The sequence below is a fragment of the Carnobacterium divergens genome (assembly GCF_900258435.1).
GTDB lineage: Bacteria > Bacillota > Bacilli > Lactobacillales > Carnobacteriaceae > Carnobacterium > Carnobacterium divergens_A.
In genome coordinates, this window is the sequence record NZ_LT992558.1 from 2,255,457 (window position 1) to 2,274,842 (window position 19,386).

Sequence of the window (19,386 nt, forward strand, 5' to 3'; positions counted from 1 at the left end):
ATATCATTCAACGCGTTATTTTTCTTTTTTAATTCTGCTTGGTACTGTGATAATGAAATAAAACGATCACCAATTGTCAGTTCAGACGTTTCTACATCAATGATATCAATTGTAATTCCGACTACTCGTAACTCATCGTCAATTCCCATAACAGTATTTTTCAAGAAATAATAGTTGGCTACTTCAAATCTTCGGATATCCATATCAATCAATGATAAATCAACCGCTGCTATGCTGTATTGCGTTTTCGCTGATTTCTGTTCGTCTAGGTATTGTTGACCTTTTGACTTCAAAATTAGAGGTTGTGTGACGTCTGACCATTCAACTGCTTTTTCAATTATTCCAAACTCTTTTATTAACTCATCAGAAGCGCTCAAATACTCTCGTCCATTATTAACGCTTGCGATTGTCAATCGTGGCTGTGAAGCATCTGCGTTGCCTTCTTCTTCGCCTTCTAAACGTTCTCCTCTTGGATATATCCTTGTGACTATTTCAGTTGGATCAACAATCTTAGTAATTGAAATTAAATTTTTAGATAATTCAATTGTCGTATCAGTATGTTCTCCAATTTCCGTCACGTAATCAATATAATTCACGCCATTTACTTCTCGAATTCTTAATTCCCCGCCTAGACGACTAATCAACTTATCCTGTATTGTGTCCCATGTGGTGGCCAAATCATCTATATAACGATAAACATTATCAGTGTTGTTCGTAACCGTTACGATACCAACAATAAATCGCTTATGTTCTTCCGCCTGCGAATTATGCACATCAATTAGATATCTAAAAATTTGTTCAGGTGTTGTGTTTTGGATTTTTGCATACTTCTGAACAGTGTCTTGTAAATAACTTAAATCCGAAGCACAAGTATAGCTACAGTTAAAACCTCCACTTGATTCCATCTGATCCGTCGGAATAAAAACTCTACCTTTAAAAATATTTTTATTTAATTGACTATCAAAAACTCTTATAAGCGTGGTCAGCGGTTTAATTTTTCCAAAGGCTGGGTTATTTGGTAAAAAAGATAAATTAAAGCTATCAAATGTATTGATACCTTTTTTTACGCTCCCTTTATCCAATTTCAAGTCATTAGAAAAAGGCGAATGAATTTCTAACTCATCGCCTTTAGGTCCATCCTTAATTAAGACTTGATACATTAAATCACTTCCTTGTGAAACTTAAACTCGATTGTTCCGTTGCCGATAACTTTGAACTCATTAATACCCGGCAATAAATAGAATCCTGTCACTTTATTTTCTCCAGCAAGAACTTTGTAGTTTTTGCCTTTGAACTGGACCTCCATTTCAGAAGTTGCTACAACCACTGGTGCCAAATTAGACATGCCAATGTTATATAAAGTAATCTGTTTAGATCCCTTAATATCATGTTTAACAATTTGAGCTATATCTAATTCAAAATTAAAAGTATCCCATATGTCGTTACCCTCTTGCAATTCGTGTATTCTAAAAGGGTAACATTGGAACTCAACTGTTAACTTCCCTCTGAACCGCAATTCTTCAAAGTCTGGCTTCTTTTGCACCTCACCAAGATAATAATATTCTTTCATGATATCGTCATAAAGAGGAATCTTTTGACTAGGTTCCATTAGCCAAGCTAAAACTTTAGTCCATTGAATATACATCGCTTCTCTGGTCCATAAATTACGATCAACAATATTAAATTCAATAGTAAATGTCCTTTCTTGATAGTTTTGAGTCCCGTAAACTAATGAGAAATCATAGACAACATTGGAATGAGGGATACTTTGTAATGTTTTTATTTTTTCGGGAAACGTTATTTGTTTAGTTAAGACATCCAGACCAAATTCTCCCGAATGTTTACCGTTAAAAAAGATCCCATAATCATATAAATTTTTCATCATTGCATTTCTAACCCCCATCCACCTAATTTAGTACGTTGCATTTGAATGGCATCGCCCGTTGGAGCTAGCTCTTCTGACATTCTTCGACCATTCACATTAAAAGCAAAATCTTTTTCAGCAATAACACCTAACAGTCTAACCACTTCTTTATTAGTGTCTGATAGTCTTTTTATTGATTTCTTAGATCCGGAACTAGACGAAACGCTACCAGTTGGAATAGAAACACTTCCAATTGCTTGCTCTGCTCTTAATCTAGGCATTGCGAAAGTTTCAGCTGTTGGCATTACGGGCATTGCAAAAGCACTTCTTGCCACAACTGGACTTGAAAAAGTAGAAGGAGCTTCTGGTCCAATTGCTTGAACACTGAATGATTTAGTGAATGGATTGACTTTATCAATCGCTCCACCGATCGCTTTTCCTATATTCCCTATCCCATCCATTAACCCCTGCGCTAGCTGTTTCCCTCTTTCAAACAATCCATATCCAGGAATACCTTCTAAAATAGCTTTGAGTAAATCTTCTGCTGCTGTTTTCAAATCTTCTCTATTATCCCTAATTGATTTAGCTAATCCATTCATTAGAGCAATTGCTGCTTTAGCCATCCTGTCTGAAATATCAATAATAGCCTGCACTAAATTATCTACCACATCCATTGCAGCGCTAGCTAATCTAGGGATTGCTTCCCCAATACCTTGAATAAACGCAACAATAACATCTACTGCCGAATTTATAATTTTTGGTAAATTATTTGCAATTCCTTGTAAAAATGCCACGATTACATCAACGGCGGCATTAATAATCCCTGGTAAATTTAGAGCAATACCTTGCAACCATGCGATTATTAAATTTGCACCACTAGTTATAATATCGGGCAATTTAGCTGTAACAGCATCTAAAAAAGCAATAATCAATGTCATTGTTGTTGTCACTATTTCCGGCAACCTTTCAATCATTCCGTTTAAAAATGCCATTAATAGATCAACACCGGAATTTAATATTCTTGGGAGATTTTCAGTAATTCCAGTTAAAAAAGTGACTATCAAATTACTTACTGCCGTAATGTATCTCGGTAAACCTTTTGTAATTCCATCAATCACCGCTGAAATTAAATTCAATCCAGCCGTCACAATATCCGGTAATGCTTTTGTTAATGCTAAAAGAATATCAACAACTAATTTTCCAAAAGCTTTGATAATCGGTGGCATTTCTTTAGATAGTGAAGCTAAAAAAGTAACCATTATTGCTGAAGCACACGCTGCAATGAGGGGAATTAAAACTAAAATAGCTTGAGTGATTGCTAATATTAATGCACCCGCAGCTTTTGCTACTCCTGGTATTCCTTTTGCTAAACCTGTCATTAATCCGGAAACGATTAATAAACCCGCTTCGATAATACCTGGCAATGCTTTAGCAATACCTTGTCCGATACCTTTTACCATTTTGCCTATTGCGCTGCCAATTCTAGGTGCTGCTTTAGCGATATTATCAGCAAATTCATCTACTTTGTTTAGCATTTTATCCATATCAGCAAATAAGCCGGCACCTGCAAAGGCTGCAGACACAAGCGCAATAATTTTTATCAACAATCCGAACGGTCCCAACAATGAAGTTAATCCTACTTTCAACAAACTTAACGCTCCGGATCCCATACTGAAACTTTTAAACAATCCCAATACCATAGTGCCTATTGAACTGAAAGGGTTAGCAAGTTTTAAAACGCTCAATCCCAAACCGCCAACCGCTTGAATGATAGGGCCGATTAAACCTGGCAATGCTGAAAAAGCACCCGGTACTTTTATTAACGAAAAAACTTTGCTTAATCCCAATATTCCTGTTTTTAATCTCAGTATCGGAAATGCTATTGCAGCTATTGTCAAACCAAGTTTTACGAAACTTGATCCACTAAAATCAAAACCTTTAATAAAGTTTTTCAACCCGGTAAAAGCTTCTTTGATTAAATCAACGCCTTTAGTGATAGCAATAACAACATCAACTGGGAGAATTTTCATCATTGAAAGCATCCCGTTTTCATAATCTCCTGCAAATAGGTCTTTAATTCCATCAGTTACTACTTTTAAGCCACTAAATGCACTGACTGCATTGTCTTTTAACGTTTTCAATGCTCTAGCTAAAATTAAAATATTATCCCATGCTTTAAAAGAAAATAATAAGGTGAACTGCTGACCTAAATCAGCAATTGCTTTACTAGGTCCATTTGTAACCATTTCTTTTATAGTCATAAAGGCTAGCTTAATACCTTCTTTTAAATCGCTTAATTTAGCTGTAAATTTAATAAAATTGTCCCATAATTCAGCAGGAAACAGTTTTATAAATTGTTCTCTTAGTTCTGCAATCTTTTCACCCGGTCCATTCGTGACCATTTCAATTAAGGCTTGCCCCATTAGTTTTGCACCGTCAATAACCTTCATCATCGGAGCAACTAATTTATCAACTACACTTCTAAATGTTTCTGATTTTTGATAAGCAGTATAGAAGGCGATTCCTAAACCAACTAATACAGCAGCTAAAGCTAGTATAGGATGTCCTAATACCGCTACTTTTAAAACATCAAAAGCTTGGCTTAACCCTTTAACCCACTTAACAACATCTTGAATTTTTGACATGACCGACATTCCAGTAGCAAAAGTTAAAAATGCAGCACCTACAGCTAGTACAACTGGCACTAATGGTTTTAAGGTCTTGACTAAGTTAGCGATAAAAGCGATGACTGGCGGAATTTTTTCAGCTATTTTTGTTAAAGTATCTTCAAATACTGTACCTACTTGCGCCACCATTGCTCTCATGTTGCTTAAACCGGCACTTTGTAAACCTGCATCAATTGCTTGGATAATCGCCACAACCCCACGAGTAACCGCTGCTTTCATGTTTGTAAATACAGCGCCCCATGTTGCCCCGGCATCCCTTGCAGCACCTGCAATTTTAGTAACGCCATTCGTACCTTCCTCAAATGCAGTAGAAACAACATCTACGAAATCAGTAGCACTGATAGAACCTTTAGAAAGTTCCTCTTGTACGGTTTCAACTGATTTTCCTGTTGCTTTTGCATACGTTCCAACTCCATCAATACCGGCATCGGTTAACCTATCCATCTGATCCATTGATACTTTGCCTTTAGAAAGCATTTTTCCTAAAGCATCTGAAACATTTTCAAGCTGTTCTTTTGATCCATCACCATAAAAGGCAACCGCATCACCGAACGCTTGGAAATACTTTGTTGCTTTTGGAATTTCTACACCACGAGTAACAAATCCTTGAACCGCTTTTGCAGCAGTATCAAGACCAAATGCAGTCCCTTTTGTTACTACTTTCAAATCACTTAATACATTATTGGCAACGTTCGTATCACCAGTTAAAGCCTTCATAACACGTTGAAAAGACTCCATTGTATCAATACGGCCAAATGCCGATTGAATGGAGCCTTTTATCATATCAATTGCTTTACCTGCTACTTGCACTAAACCTAAAGCACTAGCAATTTTCCCAATACCAATGCTTCCTTGTTCACCGCTCTTACTTATTCCGGATATTTTACTATCTAAAGAATCAACATCACTTTCAGCCTTGCTGGTGTTCAGTTCAACATCAATAATTACATTCCCATCACTCAATTAATTCACCACTCTTTCTTTGTTGTTTGGCGAACCACTCCCTTTTTTGTTTAATGTCCATTTCTTCAAATTCAATAGCTTGTTGTGACGATTTAAGCGCATATGCTTTTTTTGCCTTTTTTAAAGCTGTTTTTTGTTCTGAAGTCATATCGTCTGTTTCTTTCATCTGACGAATTTCAATCACTTTTTTAAACTTTGTTTCATCAGATAAAGAAACTAAAAGAGCGTTAAACTTGTCCCAATGCAAATTGCCTCTTGATTCGATTAAATCAATTTTGTAATCCTTATAGAAGCTAGCAAAAATATAAGGTGCATCTTCAGTTAAGTTATAATCTTCTTTTTTTATTTCTTCATGAATCACATTACCTTTTAGATCAAATTCTTTTTCTGCTTCAACTTCATTAGCAAACGAATTAGTTATTCGTTCAGTAATTTTAAGATACAAATCAATTTTATCTTGATCGTTTAAATCAAGAATTTCATCTTCTGAAAGCCCCGCAATCCCCATGAGAACACCGGCGAACTTATAGCCTTCTTCTAAATCATCATCTTGAAACATTTCAAAGATTCTAAGAACGGTCGAAAAATCTAAATCAAGAGGATAGGTAACGCCATTTAACTCAATATCGTTATTTATTCCAAACGCTAGTGAGATCATTTGCTATCACTTCTTTTTGTCAGCAATGTATTTATTTAATTTGGTTTTTTGCTTATAGTTTTTAATGGCTTCCATTGCAACTAGAAAAGCTTCTAAAACTGCATCTGAATCTCCACCAGCTTTTTCGTGTAATTTCTCAAAAGCACCATCGCCTAAAGCACAATCAACTGTTTCAGTCACAAGGTCGCTAACCTCGGTTACTGTTTTACTAAGAGACTCAATAAATTTATCTTGTTCTTTAGAATAATCAGTATCTTTATTAGCATCGATTTTATCTTGTAGTTTTTTGCTATCTTTTTGAAACTTTTCAAGTTCTTTTTGCTTATCCATTAGTTCTGCATACTTTTCATAATATTTTGTTTGTTGTGCATCACTAGTTGAAAATTTGAAATCAATACCACCTATTCTCAATGGAATAAATCCACTTCCTAATTGAATTTCAATAGGTTTATTCATTTGTTTTGTCATGTTTTTTCCTCCTAATTTAAAATAAAAAAGCCCTCAAATGAGAGCTTTAATCTATTTTTACGATACCGCAGTAACATTAACAGTTACCGTCGTTTTAATCGTCGGATCTTCCTTAGTTGCTACTGTAATAACAGATGACCCTTCTGCAATTGCTGTGTACTCACCGGTTGCCTTTACGGTAACTTTAGAAGTATCTGCAGATACAAATGTAACTTCTTGGGCGACAACTTCTGGTAAAACAGTTGCGATAATTGTTGCTTTTCCACCTACAGCAATAGAAATTGTTGCTTTGTCTACTTGAACGCTAGACGGCTTAGTTACTGGGTAATTTATCTTCTGGTAAACCATCAAATGTAACTGTAACTTCAAATGTTCCACGGCTATTTGCGTCCCCACCACGATGAACAATACCACTAAATGAAGCAGGTCCTTCAACAATTCGTCCATCTGGTTCTGTTACACGGAAATGACATTTGCGCCCTTTCCCCGGTGAATTTAAACCATTACGAATGAACTCTTGTGCTTCATCATTTTTATAAGTTCTGTGTCCTTTGAACGCTTCTGAACGACTTACGCTGGTGACATCCGTTTCTTTACCACCTTTATGACTGTAATAAGTGTAGTCTTCTGTTTCTTCATCGTTTGCTGGCTCAACCGATTGAATTCCTTCGGCCATTTCAAATAAAGATTCTTTATCAGGGCCAATTTCAAATTTAGTCATGTAGTTAGGTAAAAATCCTTCTAAAACTTCTGGCATTATTTCATCATTCCTTTTCTATTTTTTATTAATATATCTGCTTTAATAAGCATCGAGTAGATATATGCATTGTGTTCTGTTTTTTCAATTTTCCGTGGTAACGTGTACCCTTCGGATGCATTGAAAATAAAGCTGTCATTTTGGCTTTCGATTGTTAGAAAGTCTTTATTCACTTTAATTGGCAACATATCCAATAATTGATAAATCTGCATGGCTTCCAAATAAGCCGTATGCTGATCCGTATTCTTCACTATAATTTGCACCACCATATTATAGGTAGTGTCGTTATTATAATATCTAGCCCCATTTGCTGATGGCGCATCTAAAATACAAATATCCTTTTCGTTGTTTGTAGATGCATCAAACAAAATATGGCCATTAATCGAGGTAAGTTCTAAATGATCGTTTAAAAATTTGGCTAACGATTCGTAAAAATCCATTGAATTCCCCCTTATAAATTGGCTCTTATTGCATTTTTCGTAACTTTAAGCCACTTTTCTAAATCGTTTTTCTTCGCAACCTCGAACCATAAATGAGATGCAAGTGGGTTTTTATCATGTTTTAGCGACTGACTCCCAAAATAAATAGCAGCTGCGTACTCTGCAGCCCAAACGATACGACCTAGAGGGAAATTACTAGCACCCCAAACGGATGATTCTAACGCTCCCGTATCTTTAGCGACGTATCTATTTGCATCCTTTGCAACTTGAAGTGTAACTGGTTCTATTGCTCGTTTAGCAGCATATTTCAACTTTTTTTTATGATAATCACCATTAAATCGTACATTAATACTCAAATTAAAGTCACCTCAACATGATGTGGCTTATCATTTGTTGCGTAAACAGGTTCGCTACTTTGTACAATTAATTTATTGCCGTTAAAAACAACAATAGAATCAACTACAGGGATGATAAACGGTTCAGAATGTTTAGCATCAATATACAATGAACCTCGAATCAATTTCTCTTCGTTTTCTCCTGTTTTTACTACTTCGGAAGACGGTTCGAATCTTACATGCTTTATTGTTTGGGTCTTAGCATCACCGCTTCCACCCCATCCACTAGTTGATTCTTTCTTTTCTTTGTACTCCACTTCATGAATTAGCGCTTTTTTGGGGATTGCTTTAAATGGCACCAATCCTCACCCCATTTCGCTTGACCAAACCTGTTGCTTCTAAATATGCAATAGCATTTGGAGCGGCACGAGTGGATTGTCTGCTTGTTGAAGTGCTTGCACCACTTACGCTAAACTTTCCGATTGAAAAACCACCATTGCTCTCTGTTTGGCCGGTTGAATCAGTTTCAATCCCTTCAAGTTGATAATATTCAACTTGAGCAGCTGTTGCTTGTTTAACTAACCCTTGAATAAATTGGTCATAGCTATTAAGCCCGCTTTTCGCAATTTTATAACAAGTTAATTGGTCCACAACATCTGATGCCCTTTTAGATAACTTAGAGAAATCGGAGTCTTTCACCGATTCCCCCTCGAATTCTTTATCGTAATAATCAAAATCAATATAAGGATCACGCATAATTACGCCCTCCTTCTATTTTTTCTTTTCAGCTGGCTCTTTAATCGCATCAATATAAGCAATCATATCTGTGTTTCGGATAATAAAGTCATTATCATTTTTCAAGAAATGGTACGTTGCTTGTTTCGCAACAGCCACGCTATCTTGAGCTGCTGTAGTAAGAGTCACATCTAAACCGGCAACAACTGTTAAGTTTTCAAACGGTGTAAATAAAATCACCGAATTAGGGAAGCCATCAACGATTTCTACAGAATATCCGGCAATATTAGTTAAAACACCGCCAACAATTGTCGCATCTCCTAAATTGGTTTGTCTGTTTTGGATTTCTGCCACATAGTGAAGATTTGTTGCACGACTCATAAACCACTTGAATGTTGAATTAATATCTTTATCATCAAAATCACCAGTATAAGTGGTTAATTCTTGAATTGTAGGTAACTTATCTAATCCTGCATATTTAACTTTTGCGCTAGACTTAGCTACTTTAATATACCCATCATTTAATTTTAGGAATGGATCATCACTAGCTTCGTCCCCGTTGAAGGCTAAATCTTGCATATCTGCACCGTATTGACTTTGCATAAGTGATAGCAAAGCTTGACGGATATCTTGGCCACGAGTACGAGCAGTATAGAAAGTATTGCTGTTTTCAATCCATGTATCCATATAAATTGGAACAAGATTAAACGAAACGCTAGATTCTTCTTTAATATCTGTCCCATCTGGTTTAGTATTGATACCTTGATGTCTTTTTAGTGTACGTTTTTTAACGCCTAACTTATCAATAGATCCTACTCCGCTTTTAGCAAAGTACACATTTAATTTTTGTAAAGTTGTATTTGATGCGATGGTATCTAGTACAAATGCTCGGGCATTGTCATCACGTAACGTTACATTGTTTCCAGCTTTTTGAATAGCTGCCATTTGTTTTAATAATAATTCATTTGAAATTGGCATATATTTTCCTCTTTTCTAATTTTTTAGTCGTCTAATGTATAAACTGCATCAACATACGATGGCACTTCTGATTTTTTAACTTCTTCTTGCGTTGAATAGGTTGGTTCCACCGCATTTGATTTACGAGTGTTCTCCATTTTTTCAATGCGATCAATTAATGGTTTCGTTGCAGCTTCCACCGCTTTTGCTACTGCGTCTGATGCATCAGCTTCTTCTTTTTTCTTCTTTTCTGCTGCTAATTCTTCTGGCGTTTTTTCTTTTGTGCCATCAGTGCTAGCTTTTTCTAATTTTTCTAAACGCTTGTTTACTGGTTGCAATGCATCAGTAAGCGCCTTTGTAATGTCTTCAATTTTCATTTCTTCATCCTCCTGTTTTTGGGTATTAAAAAAAGACTTCATAAATGATTTGAATTCATTTATAAGTCCGTTTTCTGTTTGTTTTTCTATTGGCTCAGCAGTACCTGCTAATGAATATCCTGTAAATTCGCCTTTTTGAATGGATTCCCAAATTTCATCAGTTGCTTTTGTAACAAGCACCCAACTACCTTTAGCAATGGTTTCACCCACATCTAAATCACATGGCGCAATATAAGACTGCACGACTGTTCCGGCTCCTGCTTCAAAATCATGTTGCTTATCAATCTGTTGATAATTTTGCATAAACCCATGAGCCGCCTTCTCGATTTCGTCCGCAGTCATGAAATCATCATGTGCATCTTTAACATCTGGCTCATAAACAACACCATAAACAAGCTTTTGAGGGTCATCAGCCTTCGTGATAGTTCGTACCGTAGTTTCAAATACTGGATCGGATTTATCAGCTGATTTAGTCAAAAAGAATTTCTTTTTATTTGCTGCTTTGTCAACAAACGAAACATGCGTAACGTTCACATTCTTTAATTCTCTAGGCATTTTATTTTTCACCCCCTTTCAAATATTTTTCGTCCAGCTCCGGTTCAACATGGCAATGGCACTGAATTCGTTCACCTGCCGGCAATGATGGATCAAGCGGATAGCGCGCCTTATAACCATTCACGTTGAAGAACTTACCTTTTTTTACGACTGTTCCATGTAATGCTTGATGTGCTTGGCGCGGTTCCGGATAACCAGGAGTGTGAAGCCATTTCAACCCCATGACTGAATCGCTTTGCATCATAGCTTCGTAAGTTCCGGCTTGATAATTCGATAAACCTTCTGTAATTGCTGTCGTTCTAGCTCTTCGTCTGTTAAATTCTGGCATTTTTGATAAAGTGTTCTCTAAACCTCTTATTCCTTTTCCGTTTTCGTAAGCATCGTTTATGGCTCTAACAACTGCATCATCTGTTGTTAATTTCATCAGTTGAGGTAGCTCTTTGAACCATTTTCCCATTGCTTTCTTTGATGCTCTTGATAGCTTTTTGTTAGCGAATTGGCTATCTAAATCCTTAGCCATTTGTTCAGCCACTTCATTAAATGTTTCGTTTAATATCGGGATAACAGCTTCTGAAAAGTTGCTGTTAAACCCTCTTTTTTTCAATTCACGCCGTATTGCTTTTTCGCTTGGAACCTTTTTATTTTTTGAAAATAAACTTGTGACAATATCAAGAACTTCTTCGTAATCTAGCTGAAGCACTTCATCAATTGCGATTTCAGATTGTTTGATCTTTTCAACTAAGAGATCAACAAAATTAAATCCAGCTGCTTCTAATATTTTTTTTAGTTCGTCATCTTCGTTCTTTTCAATTTCAAGCGCTTTAAGAAGTAGTCCCTCAAAATCAGATTGGCACATAAACTCACCCTTTCATCTTACGAAGCATACGTCTAAACATTCCGGCCATTTCACCATCTGATGTTTCGCCATATGCTTTTTCAATGTTATAATCGTTTGATTGTGGCTGAATGCCCATCGGAAAGTTGAATTTATCCCCTTTAAATAGTTGCAACGGCTTGTTAAGAATTTTAGATAACAACTCACGTAAATCATTAGGAGCAACTGCGTTGGCTTGAATCGCTGGATCAAGAATACTTTTAATATCTTCCATGTTTGATAGGTTTGGAGATTTAAGATAAAGCTCAACATGTTTAAACTCATAATCTGTAAATAAGTTATTCAAACGCCATTCATACCCTTCGCGTCTCGGCTGAAACACTTGTTCTTCGGTTAATTCTTTAGCTGTTTCAACTGTTGCTCGATTGTAATCACTAGACATACCTACATAAATAGGTGGCAATCTAAATGATGATAGAACCGCTTCTGTCGTACGTTGGTCATATTCAAGGAACAACGCATCTTTTTGCAAGATATCCGCCAATTTTTCAAGCTTGATAGCTGGTTTGTCTTTTCCTTCATCTAGCATATTACTGCTGCTATCGACCTTTTCAGCTTCCAGTAATAAAAATTTATGTTGAGAACTTTCGCCGTCCAATTGATCTGCATAGCTTTGTAACGTTTCTTCACTTTGAGCGGTTAGCTGTGCATTTTCTAATAAAATAGCCAATGGCATGTGGCGACCATTGGTAAAGTATCTGTAATTCAATTCGTCCGCTTTTCTTGCACCAAGAATCTTGATAAGGGTACCAATATAACGCGGGACTCCATAAGGATCAGTGTAATCTCCAATCTTCACATGGATAACTTCGGTAGCTGTGCCTTCACCGTCTTTTGCGATTGATCCATCAGTATTTAACGGAGTTGGGTCACCAAATGATTTAAACCACATTCCGTTGCCTTTTTGACCACTATCTTCTAATGAATCACGAAACACATAATAACGAAACTTTCTAACTGTTCCATCGGGCAACGTGATGCGATTAAGCTTAGTTGCTGTCATATGCTCCGGCTTAATGCTGTCAATGCCGACAACTTCATCTTTGCCGTTTCGTATAGCTTCAAAATAGCCATTTCCGCATTCTTCAACATGATGGATAACCTCTTCAATCACTTCTTTTGGTGGACGTTCAAGGTTTAAACCATTCAACAAGCCTTCAATTGCTGTCTTTTCTGACTTCATTTCTGGCGTTTCCTCATTGTCTTCTGTTTTATAACGGATGCCAATGCCAAACCCTGTAACATTATGAGCGTATGCATCAATACATTGTTTCAAAATACTAGAACTTTCACCAATAGCCCTCAAAACTTTTATATCATAAGGTGGAGAAAGTTGGGTTAAATCTCTGCTTTGTTGGATTCCGCCAAAAGATTTGTATTTAATAGATCGTGATTTTTGAATCATCACTTCGCTTTTTTTAACTGAATCTAATTCTTTATTATTTTTGGTTGATTTAATAATTTTACTAGCCATTCGGCACCTCCTAGAATGCTGTTTTTCTTCCTTTACGACGTTCTTTCTTGTTTTCTCTAGCTCTAATCATATCCAATTCAAAAGCATACCTAGTCGCATCAATCGTATGATTGTCTTTATCTTCTAGCCTTGCTTTCTGATTGCCATCTTTATCCGTTTCGTAATCAATGCTTTCAAACTCACGTGCAATATTCGGCGTTCTTTCTGGATCAATAACAATGGCTTCTAAGTCATCAAGCCACGATTCTCCATACGCTACTGAATCGGGTCCCTTTACTGCTCCGCCTAATAATTTTTTAGGCCATTGATGTTCTGTTTTCAGTTCGTTTATAGTTCGAGGGTCCTCACTGTCTGCTATCGTTAAGGAATTAAAGAACCCTTTTTCTTGGGCTGTTGTTGCTAAAATTCGATTACTCATCTTAACGCCATAAACTTCCTCCATAGCGTAAATTTTTCTTCTAGTTTTATCATAGTGCCATTTAACACCTGCGACGGGATCTGTAGCATATCCAAAATCAAGCCCTTGTCTGATGTTATCGAACGTTTTGAATAGATCATCTGGTATTTTTTCAAACACTAGATTACTAAATGGAACTACTCCATTCCCTATTGGTTTGCCACCATACTCCCAATCGTATTTTGATTGATTAACTTTTTTCATATGCTCTGCTTCTTCTACAAAAAGCTTAGAGATATGTGGATTGTCCTCATACGTTGTATGATGAACTCTTGTATTTGGTGGTAAAGCAACCTTTGTATCATATTTTTTGTTTACCCATGATTGCTTGCGTTTAGGTGGGTTATAGGAGTAAAAAAAATAATAGTGAAGACCTGGTGGCAATTCAGCACGCAACACAGACTTCTCTATCATTCCAATATCATCTTCAAGTTTAAAATCAGCAAGTTCTTCGACCCATAAAATAGCTAATGGAAACTTAGCTATTTTAATAGATTTTATTTTTGCTGGGTCATCAGCACCACGGAAATAGATTGCATTTCCTCTAGGCAAATAAGTTGCCTTTAGCGGTGATTTACTAAAATGCCACTCTTCTTCCATCCCTAGAATTTCAACTGCTTCTTTTAATTGTTCAACAACCGACTCGGCCAATGTGTTCCCAACTTTTCTAACGACTAAAGCACTGACTGGAAACATCTTCATCAGCATTATAATAATCATGGCAATGTGAGTTGACTTCGCTGAACCACGACCGCCTTTTTCAACGTATCTCAAATATTTCTTATTTTTAACAGCGGACCACAATAGATGAAATGCTGGATTAAACAATTCACTTAGCTTCTTTTTAATCATTTGCATCATCCTCAATATCATCAACAATATAGGTCGTTTCTTTAGATGACTTCTTAGTTTCAGATTTTAATTTATCAACTTGCGCTTGCATCAATTCAAGTTTAAGCTTGCGCTCGTCTTGTTCGTCAGCAATAGCCACAAACTGTTTAATCAAATTGCTAAGAGTTCCCATTGCCCTTGATTGAGCTTGAAGGAATGCAACTTGCCGCTCATGTGCATAAACCACTTTAAAGGAATCACTTCCAGAATCACCCCACCCAGAACTTGTTTGTTCAGTCAATAAGTCGTTTTCATCATGAACATACATAATTTTTTGCGATCTAATGATAGCAGCATATTGAATTTCTATATTGGTCCAAATAATATCAGCCGGATCTTGCTCTTGCATAGCACCCATAAGCTCATTAGTTTCATCTGGTAGCCATTTAGAAAACAAACCATGTGTCATAGCATTTTGATTGTTTGGTGGCGCACCGCCCTTATTTTCAATCGCATTTTGATTATTTTTTAAAGGAGCGCTCCTTTTATTAAGTGGAGCGCTCCCTTTCAATTCATCGTCCCACTTATCTGTTGATTTCCATTTTCGGATAGTGCTAGATGACTTCTTCAATCCAATTGCAATATCAACTAAAGGCGTTTCACCATTAGATTCTAACCATATTTGTTTTGCTTTATCCCTCAAAGGGTTTCGTTGTCTAGCCACTCATTTTTCACCACCTCACGTTTCGTGTTGTTTTGTAATCACCTTTAAGTGATTTATGTATTTTAAGCAAAATAAAAAGACCTCGAAAGGTCTTACGATACCAATTTAATATACTCTTTAATTACTAACTCCGCTTCTGATATATTATCTTTAGTAGCTTCGCTAAAAATATCATTTACTTTTATATAGACAGCATCTTTTGGATCTATTAAATATCCACTAAAATCTTCTTTTAAATTTGATACTAATAAAGAAATAAACAATAATATAATATACGGGTTTTCTTTTTTTCCAACATCAACATTATTACTTTTGGATTTACTATATATATATTGACTATATGCTGCAAATGTTTTTACGGTTCTTGGTGAACCATACATTAAAACTTTTAATGTCATTTTATTATATTTATCATTATCAATCGATTTAGTACTCGTCGGATCAACAATTAAGGATACCCATTCTTCAAGTATTTTTTCCATTTCGGATGATCCAATATCTCTAAAAAAGTTATCTATTTGTAATTCTCTAGAATTTTGGTGACTAATGCCTACTGTATTAATTTCATTATTATGTTTTATTTCTTCCATCTGTTTTTCATGAATCCTATCTGGGATTTTCTCAATCGAACTTGTAATGGCATTTTTTATACCAATATATGCCGGTAATAAAACTAATAAAAAAATAAACGAAAACAAATTATCTAAAATGTATTGCACCTTTAACCATCTCCTTTTTCTCAATTATACCAAAAAACCTCACGCATGACCATGAGGGTAAAGGAGGATACACACATTGAAAAGTAATTTTACCTTTCACTTATTGGTGGTTATCGTATGGCAAAAAATTATTTACCTAATTTCGCTTCTTTCCATTCAACCTTAAAATAAATTCTAAATATTTTTTTCAAGTAAATAGCGTCTTCAGGAAGTTTATCATTTCTTCCTTTTATTACAAATTGAGACAAATTATATATTTTATAATTTATAAGTTTATCATCCGACTGGATTTCAGTAATTATTTCATCTAGTTTAGATTGTAAACAATCTAATTTATAATAAATCAAATTATTTTTCCCATCATTATCATTTTCATTTAATAATTTGTCATTTATTGATAAATAAGCATTATTATTGTCACTATCTGGACCTAAGTATAGTTGAATTAAACCAATTTTGTTTTTTGCCTCATGTAAAAGTTCCTTTACCTCCGTCAAATTATATTCATAATCAGCATTTAACTTTTCTAAAATTAATATTAAATCAGCCACTAATATTCTAACAACTTGAATCCATTCAATTCTTGCTTTTGCTGTTAAATTAGCATCAATAGAATCCTTATTATTGTCACTCATAGTTTTAGTTGTCTTCCTAGCATTATAAATAACTGCCAATGCAGCTATTATTGCTACGGATATCGAAATAATATTTCCTGGAGTAAGCCAACCAGGTTCCGATTTTTGAATAAGTTCTAAATTTACGATTTGTGCTAAAATAAACATGAATTTCTCCTTTTAAATATATATTTTTCTTTAATTTTCATTTTTCCTCTGCATAAATGGAAAAGCAGAATAGCTATTTGACTTCAATTTTAATTGTTCTCTTAGTGACCCATTTAAAATATAAAATTCTTTTTCTTTTCCGCTTTTTCCAAAATTAAAAAATCTATATAAATAATAGGATGACCCTCTAATTTCAGATTCGTGTATTTCATTTTCAGAGATGAAAAAATGAGTATTTAAACCAGAGTTCGTAGTTTTCACCTCAATATATTTTTCTTTTCCTTCTAGATCAAATGATAATATGTCGTAACCAAGACCATCTCCATCATGTTTTGATACATGCCTTACTTTTTCTGCTAAATCTGGTCTCTGGCTATGGTTCAAATAATCTTTTTCAAGCTTAATAGCAGCTTCTTCACCCGCATAGCCTAATTCAATATTTTGTTCAGCTTCTTTTTTATAATCTCTATGTTTACCTTTCTTTTCTTTATTTGTTCTATCTATAGTTTTTTGAGTTTGTTTTTTTCTTGGAGGTTCCACTTCTATGAAAGTATATTCATCAACTTCATTTAGAAATTTATTCACCTCTTTTTGTTCAATCGTTGATTGTTCAACCTCTTCATCACTAATATCAAAATTTTCTTGTAAAATAAAATCAATTGTTTTTTTGTAATCTTTACCGATCAATTTTGATTTAAGTTCTTTAAAAACAACCATCATATCAAACAAATCTGAAATAATAGTATCTTCATTCATTATTTCAGAAATTTTATAATACTTACTGCAAATATTACCTAACTCATACCCTCTTACTAAAGAAGAAGTTTTCTCTGTAGTGTTAACCATCAACTTTATTTTATCATTATTAAATTTCTCAGTATAAGTTACTAAGTTCTTTTTCCAGTAATTTGCAACCTTTACAATATCTTCATTTTTACTAGATTTATAGTTTTCTTCATAATAAGTCCAGCCTTGATTTAAAGAAAGATAAACTCCTTCCATATCACTAGTAAATAAATAAACAATATCAAACCCTGCTTGAGCACCGAGATGGATTTCTTTATCAAATATTGCTATCCAAGGGATTCTAGCCCATCCTCCTTGTCCAGCTGACCCCTTTACGACATATTTATCACCTAAAAGTGCTTTAGGAATTGCTTCACCTGGTACATGCCTTATTTTATGAGCAAGTTGATTTCCTTTAAAATTTGGATTGGTCAACTTGTCATATGACTTTATAAAAGGTAAGTATGTTTCATTTATTGCAACAAATAATTTGGAAAGTTCCATATAATTAGTGTCTCCTTTTCTTAATTTTCTTACTTGTCACAAATACTATAAATTAAAAATATTATTTATTCTCATTTTTTAATTTATTTCTTTTTTTAATATACTAACAGTAAATTATTAATACTACTTAAAAAGTGCAATTAACGAAATCAATAATCCGAATATTGTAACTGAGATTGTTAACCTATCTTTTTCATCCTTTACAGATTTCATAAAATAGATAATTAAGTTTTTTACTAACTTAAATAACTGTTCATAAAGTAAATAGAAAGCAGCTGCAAATATTGTCACAATTGTTATAACTAATCCGCTGCTTTTGTTTTCTACTAAGATGCTAAGGCTACTAGTTGAACTTAAAATCGTTAATGGTAATGTAATGATGGTTAACCTTGCAATAAAAATAAATGTCTCTTTCAAAGTTAACTCTCTATTTTTTAGATAATAATTTACTCCTTGAATTATTATTACGAAGGCTAATGTCATACCTAACAAATAAACTTCTCCAATAAACTGAACTATTTTTATTATCTTATCTGAATAAACCCTAATAAATATAATCGCAATACTAGCTGTTAAAAATGATAAGAACAGCATAATAATTTTCAAACCTGTATTTTTATAATAATTATCATTTCTCAAACAACACACCCCTTTCTTACAATATGTTCTATTTAATTATATCACAGTTTTGAAAATCAAAGAGGAAATTTTGCGATCCATACTTAACTTGATTATCAATCTTATCTTGCGCCCGATTAACATAACTTTGCACTGAAGCTTTGCTAACACTCAAAATCTCACCAGCTTTAGCGTAAGAAAGATTCTGCCCCTTGACTGCTAAGTAAGCAGCGCGTTCCTTGTCAGAAAGATTATTTAACATAGCTGTAATACGTTCTATTTCATCCTCTGTGGCTTCTCTTTGATTTTCTTGTTCAATGGTAACTAAGTAAGATAACTTCTCTATTTCAGCAAACAATGACGTTCTCTGATAACGTGAACGGTTAGATATTGTTCTTCTAGTTCCAGGTTCTCTTGCGGTTTCTAACCATTCGATTGCATATTGCAAATCTGAAATCATTCCACCAATGATTTTTAATTCTTTCCTTAAAAAAATGGATCTATCTTTTTCTTCAAATGATAGCATTTCACCTTTTTTTTGAATCTTTTTTGATTTCTCCATTAAAAGTTCATGTTCATTTTTGAATGGTCTCTTTATTTTATTTAGTTTTGATAGTTCTTTTTTATACTCTTTTGTAAGTTCATCTGCGTTTAACCAATCTTTCTCCATGTGTGTATTCCTCCTTTTAAATCCAAAAAAAAGACACCTCAACTAACGTATTGCTACGTTGTTAAAGTGTCCTCTAGTTTTCTAGTCAGACTTTAAAATTTAGTTTTTGTTTCACATTTAACTAATGTGA

22 protein-coding genes are annotated in these 19,386 nt (G+C 34.6%); all 22 read right to left on the minus strand.

Annotated elements, in window-relative coordinates:
- On the minus strand, window positions 1-1,160 hold a 1,160-nt coding region (locus CDIMF43_RS11330), incomplete at its 3' end, for a phage tail protein (protein ID WP_199198169.1).
- A complete protein-coding gene (locus tag CDIMF43_RS11335) occupies window positions 1,160-1,885 on the minus strand; it encodes a phage tail family protein (RefSeq protein ID WP_162532941.1) in 726 nt (241 codons plus the stop codon). The genes CDIMF43_RS11335 and CDIMF43_RS11330, both read right to left, overlap by 1 nt.
- Window positions 1,882-5,514, minus strand: a complete 3,633-nt coding sequence (locus tag CDIMF43_RS11340) for a tape measure protein (RefSeq protein ID WP_109842030.1) — start codon at window positions 5,512-5,514, stop codon at window positions 1,882-1,884. Before CDIMF43_RS11340 ends, CDIMF43_RS11335 begins: the two co-directional genes overlap by 4 nt.
- Window positions 5,507-6,172, minus strand: coding sequence for a Gp15 family bacteriophage protein (locus tag CDIMF43_RS11345; protein ID WP_109842031.1), 666 nt, complete (start codon window positions 6,170-6,172; stop codon window positions 5,507-5,509). The genes CDIMF43_RS11340 and CDIMF43_RS11345 overlap by 8 nt, the downstream gene beginning before the upstream one ends.
- A gap of 6 nt (window positions 6,173-6,178) precedes the next feature.
- Window positions 6,179-6,640, minus strand: coding sequence for a hypothetical protein (locus CDIMF43_RS11350; RefSeq protein ID WP_109842032.1), 462 nt, complete (start codon window positions 6,638-6,640; stop codon window positions 6,179-6,181).
- 57 nt (window positions 6,641-6,697) lie between these two features.
- A complete protein-coding gene (locus CDIMF43_RS11355; protein WP_109842033.1) occupies window positions 6,698-6,988 on the minus strand; it encodes an Ig-like domain-containing protein in 291 nt (96 codons plus the stop codon).
- On the minus strand, window positions 6,954-7,397 hold the full coding sequence (locus CDIMF43_RS11360) for a phage tail tube protein (RefSeq protein ID WP_109842034.1): 444 nt from the start codon (window positions 7,395-7,397) through the stop codon (window positions 6,954-6,956). The genes CDIMF43_RS11355 and CDIMF43_RS11360 overlap by 35 nt, the downstream gene beginning before the upstream one ends.
- Window positions 7,397-7,837 (minus strand): minor capsid protein, encoded by a 441-nt coding sequence (locus tag CDIMF43_RS11365; RefSeq protein WP_109842035.1) that lies wholly within the window; start codon window positions 7,835-7,837, stop codon window positions 7,397-7,399. Before CDIMF43_RS11365 ends, CDIMF43_RS11360 begins: the two co-directional genes overlap by 1 nt.
- Window positions 7,838-7,848: 11 nt before the next feature.
- On the minus strand, window positions 7,849-8,193 hold the full coding sequence (locus CDIMF43_RS11370) for a minor capsid protein (RefSeq protein WP_109842036.1): 345 nt from the start codon (window positions 8,191-8,193) through the stop codon (window positions 7,849-7,851).
- Entirely contained in the window at window positions 8,190-8,531 is a 342-nt protein-coding gene (locus CDIMF43_RS11375; protein WP_162532942.1) for a putative minor capsid protein, read from the minus strand. The genes CDIMF43_RS11370 and CDIMF43_RS11375 overlap by 4 nt, the downstream gene beginning before the upstream one ends.
- Window positions 8,521-8,928: a head-tail connector protein gene (locus CDIMF43_RS11380; RefSeq protein WP_109842038.1), complete on the minus strand. Its 408-nt coding sequence runs from the start codon at window positions 8,926-8,928 to the stop codon at window positions 8,521-8,523. The genes CDIMF43_RS11375 and CDIMF43_RS11380 overlap by 11 nt, the downstream gene beginning before the upstream one ends.
- Window positions 8,929-8,943: 15 nt before the next feature.
- A complete protein-coding gene (locus CDIMF43_RS11385; RefSeq protein WP_109842039.1) occupies window positions 8,944-9,885 on the minus strand; it encodes a phage capsid protein in 942 nt (313 codons plus the stop codon).
- Window positions 9,886-9,908: 23 nt separating this feature from the next.
- A complete protein-coding gene (locus tag CDIMF43_RS11390) occupies window positions 9,909-10,796 on the minus strand; it encodes an XkdF-like putative serine protease domain-containing protein (protein ID WP_109842040.1) in 888 nt (295 codons plus the stop codon).
- 1 nt (window position 10,797) lies between these two features.
- A complete protein-coding gene (locus CDIMF43_RS11395) occupies window positions 10,798-11,652 on the minus strand; it encodes a phage minor head protein (protein WP_109842041.1) in 855 nt (284 codons plus the stop codon).
- Window positions 11,653-11,656: 4 nt separating this feature from the next.
- The gene (locus CDIMF43_RS11400) at window positions 11,657-13,165 is read right to left on the minus strand and encodes a phage portal protein (protein WP_109842042.1); all 1,509 of its coding nucleotides are present in this window, start codon (window positions 13,163-13,165) and stop codon (window positions 11,657-11,659) included.
- 10 nt (window positions 13,166-13,175) lie between these two features.
- Window positions 13,176-14,474, minus strand: a complete 1,299-nt coding sequence (locus CDIMF43_RS11405; protein ID WP_109842043.1) for a PBSX family phage terminase large subunit — start codon at window positions 14,472-14,474, stop codon at window positions 13,176-13,178.
- Complete coding sequence (gene terS / locus CDIMF43_RS11410) at window positions 14,467-15,177, minus strand: phage terminase small subunit (RefSeq protein WP_109842044.1); 711 nt, start codon at window positions 15,175-15,177, stop codon at window positions 14,467-14,469. The genes CDIMF43_RS11405 and terS overlap by 8 nt, the downstream gene beginning before the upstream one ends.
- 92 nt (window positions 15,178-15,269) lie before the next feature.
- Window positions 15,270-15,896: a hypothetical protein gene (locus CDIMF43_RS11415; RefSeq protein ID WP_109842045.1), complete on the minus strand. Its 627-nt coding sequence runs from the start codon at window positions 15,894-15,896 to the stop codon at window positions 15,270-15,272.
- Window positions 15,897-16,024: 128 nt separating this feature from the next.
- Window positions 16,025-16,678, minus strand: a complete 654-nt coding sequence (locus CDIMF43_RS11420; RefSeq protein ID WP_109842046.1) for a hypothetical protein — start codon at window positions 16,676-16,678, stop codon at window positions 16,025-16,027.
- A gap of 30 nt (window positions 16,679-16,708) precedes the next feature.
- On the minus strand, window positions 16,709-17,968 hold the full coding sequence (locus tag CDIMF43_RS11425) for an MrcB family domain-containing protein (RefSeq protein ID WP_109842047.1): 1,260 nt from the start codon (window positions 17,966-17,968) through the stop codon (window positions 16,709-16,711).
- Between the two features lie 123 nt (window positions 17,969-18,091).
- Entirely contained in the window at window positions 18,092-18,607 is a 516-nt protein-coding gene (locus tag CDIMF43_RS11430) for a hypothetical protein (RefSeq protein ID WP_109842048.1), read from the minus strand.
- Window positions 18,608-18,635: 28 nt separating this feature from the next.
- A complete protein-coding gene (locus tag CDIMF43_RS11435; RefSeq protein ID WP_109842049.1) occupies window positions 18,636-19,256 on the minus strand; it encodes a sigma factor-like helix-turn-helix DNA-binding protein in 621 nt (206 codons plus the stop codon).
- Window positions 19,257-19,386 lie beyond the last annotated feature (130 nt).